This is a genomic window from uncultured Allobosea sp. (assembly GCF_945956895.1).
In the GTDB taxonomy this organism is placed as follows: Bacteria; Pseudomonadota; Alphaproteobacteria; order Rhizobiales; family Beijerinckiaceae; genus Allobosea.
On the sequence record NZ_CAMFJF010000121.1, the window covers coordinates 1 to 5890 of the forward strand.

Below are 5890 nucleotides of genomic sequence, written 5' to 3' on the forward strand. Positions count from 1 at the left end.
GGCCGATGATCTCGTAGCCGCGATAGGAGCCGCGGATCGGCTCGCGCAACTCGATCCGGTAATTCGCGAGATCAGCCTGGTCGATCAGCCCGCCATTCGCCGCCATGTAGTCGGTCAGCGCCCGTCCGAGCTTGCCGCCATAGAGCGCCTCGGGCCCTTCCGCCGCGATCAACTTCAGGCTCGCCGCATAGTCGGATTGAACCAGCCGCATGCCCGGCTGGAGCGGCTGTCCGCCCGGCAACAGCATCGCCGCGAGGCCGGGATCGCGGGCGAGATCGGCCGCATTGTCGGTGATGCAGTTCGAGAGATAGGGCGTGACCACGAAGCCGCGCTCCGCCAGCCCGATCGCCGGCTGGAGAACATCGGCCAGCGCCAGCGTGCCGAAGCGGGCAAGCGCCTCGCACCAGCCCTTGAGCGCGCCGGGAACCGCGACCGCCTTGGCGCCGACCACGTTCTCGCGGTCGCGCGTGTCGCGCTGCTTGCCGATCTCGTCGGACAGGCACTCATACATGTCGGCCGTCGCTTGGCCCGGCGCGGTCGAGAGATTGTCGATCACGACATGGCGCCCGTCGGCGAGCCGGATATGGCTTAAGCCACCGCCGAGAATGCCGACCATCATCGGCTCGGCCACCGTCAGCGCAAAAAGCGAGGCGACGGCCGCATCGATGGCATTGCCGCCGGCGAGCAGCATCTGCGCGCCGGCCGCCGAGGCGAGCGGATGGTTGGTGACGACCATGCCGCGCGAGCCGGTCGCCGGCTTCTTCTCGCAGGTGAAATCGGCGACGCGCGGGACGGAAACGGGAGCGTTCATGATCGGCCTCGTCAGCCCTTCGCCGCGGCGATGGCGTCGAGCACCATCTTGGTCGCACCGGAGATGTCGCCGAGCTTCTCGCCCATCTTGACCCGGTTCTGCGTCTTCTCGCCGCGCTCCTGCCGGGCGATGGCGGCGTCCGCGATCGCCTCGGCCTCGGCGCGGGGCAGCACCAGCACGCCGGATTCGTCGGCAAGGATGACGTCGCCGGCCTTGACCGGGACATTGCCGCAGGAGATCGGCAGGTTGAGCGTGCCGCCGAGATTGTAGAGCCTTGTCGTGATCGGCGACATGCCGCGGCACCACATCGGGAAATCGGAATCCTCGATCTCGGTGAGGTCGGTGCAGGGTCCGTCGACGATACCGCCGACCGCGCCGGCCGCCTTGGCCGCGACGGTGACGCCGCCGCCCCAGCAGGCATGCTTGTCGTCGCCGAGACGGTCGACGACGAGGATATCGCCGGGGCGCAGCAGGCCGAGCGTGTGATGCAGCAGGGTCGAATCCTGGCCGGGGATCGCCAGCGTCACCGCCGCGGCGGCGATGCGCTTGCCGCGCAGCAGCGGCTGGATACGGCGATCCATGAAGCCCCAGTGCTGGGAATGGCCGATGGTCGCGGTCTCGACCTTCTGCAGCTTCTCGACCAGCGCCGCCGGGAGCTGCTCAGGCATGGCTTCGATGCGATAATCGGGCATGAATTTCTCCTACTTTCCAACAGCACGGGCGACGCCGACCAGGCGTTCGACCACGAGAACGACGGCGAGCGTCGCGACGATGAGCACCACGGACAAGGCCGCGATGAGCGGATCGGTGCGCCCTTCGACATAGCGCACCATCTCGACCGGCAAGGTCGAGGCACGCGGGCCGGCGATGAACAGCGAGATCACCGTCTCGTCGAAGGAGAGCAGGAAGGACAGGCAGGCGCAGGCGATGAGGCCGGGTGTCGCCAGAGGCAGCGTCACCCGTCGCACCACCCGCCAGGGCGTGGCGCCGAGCGTCGCGGCGGCCGCCTCGATATCATCCGGCAGGTTGGCGAGCGCCGTCGTCATCATCCGGATCACGAAGGGCACGGTCACCGTCATATGGCCGAACACGAGCCCGGGCAGCGTCGCGGTCAGCTTCAACGGCGAGAAGAACAGCAGCAATGCGAGGCCGGTGATCAAGGTCGGCAGCAGCAGCGGCGCCAGGAAGAAGCTCGTCAACGCCGTCTTGCCCGAGAACTGGCCCTTGGCGAGCGCGAGCGCCGAGGGCACGCCGACCGCGAGCGACAGCAGCGTCACCACCGCCGCGACCTGCACGCTGAGCCAGAGCGCCGCCAGCAGCGGTCCGTTGCCCGCGAGCTGCCTGAACCAGCGCAGCGAATAGCCGGAGGGCGGGAACAGGATGAAATTGTCCGCCGAGAAGGACAGCATGACGACGACGACGATCGGCGCCAGGATCATCGCATAGACCAGCGCCGCGAAGCTGGAGAGAACGCGCCCCGCCCCGGTCATCGCTGCAGCCTCCGTGCCACCAGGTTGGAGACCACGAGCAGGGCCAGCAGCAGCACCAGCGTGTAGATCGCCAGCACCGCCGCGACCGGCCAGTTGGTATTGGTCGTCGCCTGCTCGAAGATCTCCGTCGCCAGCACGAAGACGCGCCCGCCGCCCAAGAGCTTGGGCGTGATATAGGCCGACATCGACAGAACGAAGCCCAAGCCCGCCGCCAACGCGATCGCCGGCAGGCTGAGCGGCAGCGTGACGCGCCTGAACGTGCGGAACGGCGAGGCACCGAGCGAGCGCGCCGCTTCCTCCAGCGTGCGGTCGAGCCGGCCGAAGCCGGCGAGCAGCGCCAGGATCATATAGGGCATGATGCTTTCGGCGAGGCCGATGGTGACACCGGTCCAGTTGAAGACGAGCTTCAGCGGCGTCGAGATCAGACCGAGCGATTGCAGCGTCGTGTTGACCAGTCCGCGATCGCCGAGAATGGCGAGCCAGCCGAACACGCGCACCACGCCGGAGACCAGCATCGGCATGATCGCGACCACCGCGAGCAAGCCGCGAAAGCGGGAATCGGTACGGAACAGGAAAAGCGAGACGGGATAGGCCATGCAGAGCGCGATCAGCGTTGAGACCGCCGAAAGCCAGAGCGAGTTCAGCGTCAGTTCGAAGGTGAAGCTGTCATGGAAGGTGGCGCGCCAGGTCTCCAGCGACCAGGCCTCGACCATAGCCCCGGTCGGCCCGACCTCGTTGAAGGCGTTGCGGAACAGCCCGAGCGACGGCAAGACATAGATGGCGAGCAGGAAAAGCGTCGCCGGGATCAGCAGCAGCGGCAGGCGGCGCGAGGCGGTCATGACGCCTCGCGTGCGAAGACTCGGCTTTCGCCACGCGGCCAGACGATAGCGACTTCGCTGCCCTCGGCCGGCGCGGCCGAACCCGAAGGCATCTCGACCGTGAGCTGGCCGCCGGCCCCCTCCACCAGCACCTCGACATGGTCGCCGACGAAGACGCTGCGCAGCACGCGTCCGGTCAGGCGCGCCGTGTCGCCGCTGATCGGTTCGGAAACAGGGACAATCCGCATGCGTTGAGGCCGGACGAAGAGATCGGCATTCTCGGCGGACTCGACCGGCACGAGCTGTTCCCAGACCGTCGCGCGACCTTGTGCGTCGCGGGCGAGCGGCAGGACATTGGCACGCCCGACGAACTCGGCCACGAAGCGCGTCGCTGGCCGGTCATAAATGTCCTCGGCGCTGCCGATCTGGGCGATGCGGCCGCGATGCATCACCGCGATCCGGTCGCACATCGTCAGCGCCTCGACCTGGTCATGCGTGACGAAGAGCGTGGTGATGCCGAGCGTGCGCTGGATCGAGCGGATCTCGTGGCGCATCGCGTCGCGCAGCTTGGCGTCGAGATTGGACAGGGATTCGTCGAGCAGCAGCACGGAAGGCTGGATCACCAGCGCGCGGGCCAGCGCGACGCGCTGCTGCTGGCCGCCCGAAAGTTCCTTCGGGCGGCGTTGCTCGAGGCCGCTGAGACGCACCAGCGCCAGCCCCTCCTGAACGCGCTTCTCGGTCTCACTGCGGGAGGCGCCACGCTCCTCCAGCCCGAAGGCGATGTTGCGCCCCACCGAGAGATGCGGGAACAGCGCATAGGACTGGAAGACATAGCCCATGTTGCGCTTATGGGCCGGCAGCCGCGTGATCTCGTTGCCGTCGAGCGTCATCGTGCCGTGGTTCGGCTCAATCAGCCCGGCCAGCATGCGCAAGGTCGTGGTCTTGCCGCAGCCGGAGGGGCCGAGCAGCGCGACGGCCTCGCCCTGTTCCACCGAGAGCGAGACGTCGTCGACTGCGACCGAGTTGCCGTAGCGCTTCTGCAGCCCGGCGAGTTCGAGATAGCTCATCGCCTGCCGCTCAACGTGCCGCCGCAATGACCTCGCGCCGCCAGCGGTTGTTCCACTGGTCGCGCACCTTGAGGACCTCGTTCCAGTCGACCGGGATCATGCGCGCGCGGTTCTCGGGCGAGGCGGCCGTGCGTGCCAGAGCCTTGGCGTCGATCTGCGCCTTGGCATTGGTCGGCGCATAGAACATCCGCTCGGTGAAAGCCTTCTGCGCGCCCTGCGACAGCGCATGCGCGACGAAGGCCGCGGCTGCGGCACGGTTCTTCGAGCCGGCGGTGAGGTTGATGGTGTTGACCTGGAAGACCGAGCCTTCCGGCGGCAGCAGAGCATTGATCTTGCCGCCGGTCTGGTCGGAATAGAGCTGAGCCCGGGCGTTCCAGCCGGTCGCGACCTTCGCCACCCCGTTCAGGATCAGCGAATAGCCATCGGGATTCGGTTCGAAGGTGGTGACGCCTGGCGCGAGCTCCTTCAGCTTTTTCATCGCGGCGTCGATCGACTTGCGGTAGTCGCCGCCCGCCATCTTCTCGACCATGGCCGTCAGCGCCAGGCCCTGGATGTTCGGTGGCGCGGCGAGGGCGATCTGGCCTTTGAGGTCCGGCCGCCAGAGATCGGCGAGCTTCGCGAGCTGGGGCTTCAGCGACGCGTCCTGGACGATGACGAGATGGTCGAAGGTCACGGCCGGGCCGAAATCGCCGCCGGCCGCGCGCGCTTCCGGCAAAAGCTCGTTCAGCACCGGGAACTCGGAGGGGTTGAGTTTCTCGAACAGCCCCTCGAGATTGCCGATGCTGGAGGTGGTGATGTCCATGATCGCCACGTCAGTCTGCGGATCGGCCTTCTGCGCCCTGACGCTGCCGATCATCTGGGCCGAGGTGCCGCCGGGCACATAGTTCACCTTGACGCCGGGATGCGCCTGCAGGAACGGCTCGATCACTGCCTTGGTGTAGTTGTCCTGGAAGATGCCGGCATAGGACATCAGCGTGATCTGCCCCGAGAGCGTCTGTGCCCGCAGGACGGCCGGCATCGCGATGGTCGCGAGGCCGGACTGGATGGCGAGGCGGCGGGTGAGCATGAAAATCTCCTGCTGTGGCGCCGCCTCGGGCGGCTGGTTGGCGAGCTGTCGGCTCAGGCCGGGACTTTGGATGCGAAATGCGCGATGAAGCGGGCGCAGACATCGGTCAGCTTCTCCGCCAGCTTCACGCCGGTCTCGGCCGAGCAGAGTGTCGGATCGCCCTTGCCGACGCCGTCATGATAGACCTCGTCGTACTCATGCGGCACGCCCACTTCGGCGCCGTCGAAGCTCGCGGTGCCGAGCCCCGTGAAGGGCAGGTCGAGGATGGGGTCGCGCTTCATCGGCTTGCCGGCCGGGATGAGGTCGGGCCGCATCAGCTCGGGGAACAGGTGCAGGCCGAGGCTGGTCAGCGGGTCGGCGCCGTGGCCGGAAACCTTCGCCGACTTCTCGGCGCCGACGATACCCGGCAGCATGCCATAGGCGATGCGCCAGAGATAAAGGCTCGGCAGCACGATGCGCTCGCGCTGGTAGAGTTCGCGCGCGACTTCCGAGATCGGGCCGACATTGCCGCCATGGCCGTTGATCACGATGATCCGGGTCAGCCCGTTGCGATGCAGCGAGTCGACCATCTCGGCGATGACCGCCGTCAGCGTGCCCTGCGAGATGGCGATGCCGCCGATCATCGGACCGAACCAGTC

At 67.5% G+C, this 5890-nt stretch carries 7 protein-coding genes; all 7 read right to left on the reverse strand.

Features of this window, described 5'->3' with window-relative positions:
• On the reverse strand, positions 1-811 hold an 811-nt coding region (locus tag Q0Q02_RS22915; RefSeq protein ID WP_293813030.1), incomplete at its 3' end, for a gamma-glutamyltransferase.
• A gap of 11 nt (positions 812-822) precedes the next feature.
• Entirely contained in the window at positions 823-1503 is a 681-nt protein-coding gene (locus tag Q0Q02_RS22920) for an RraA family protein (RefSeq protein WP_293813032.1), read from the reverse strand.
• 9 nt (positions 1504-1512) lie between these two features.
• Positions 1513-2301 (reverse strand): ABC transporter permease, encoded by a 789-nt coding sequence (locus tag Q0Q02_RS22925; RefSeq protein WP_293813034.1) that lies wholly within the window; start codon positions 2299-2301, stop codon positions 1513-1515.
• Positions 2298-3140: an ABC transporter permease gene (locus tag Q0Q02_RS22930; protein ID WP_293813036.1), complete on the reverse strand. Its 843-nt coding sequence runs from the start codon at positions 3138-3140 to the stop codon at positions 2298-2300. The genes Q0Q02_RS22925 and Q0Q02_RS22930 overlap by 4 nt, the downstream gene beginning before the upstream one ends.
• Complete coding sequence (locus tag Q0Q02_RS22935) at positions 3137-4186, reverse strand: ABC transporter ATP-binding protein (RefSeq protein ID WP_293813038.1); 1050 nt, start codon at positions 4184-4186, stop codon at positions 3137-3139. Before Q0Q02_RS22935 ends, Q0Q02_RS22930 begins: the two co-directional genes overlap by 4 nt.
• 10 nt (positions 4187-4196) lie before the next feature.
• Positions 4197-5252, reverse strand: coding sequence for an extracellular solute-binding protein (locus Q0Q02_RS22940; protein ID WP_293813040.1), 1056 nt, complete (start codon positions 5250-5252; stop codon positions 4197-4199).
• A gap of 53 nt (positions 5253-5305) precedes the next feature.
• The coding region (locus Q0Q02_RS22945) for a creatininase family protein (protein ID WP_293813042.1) at positions 5306-5890 on the reverse strand (585 nt) is incomplete at its 5' end.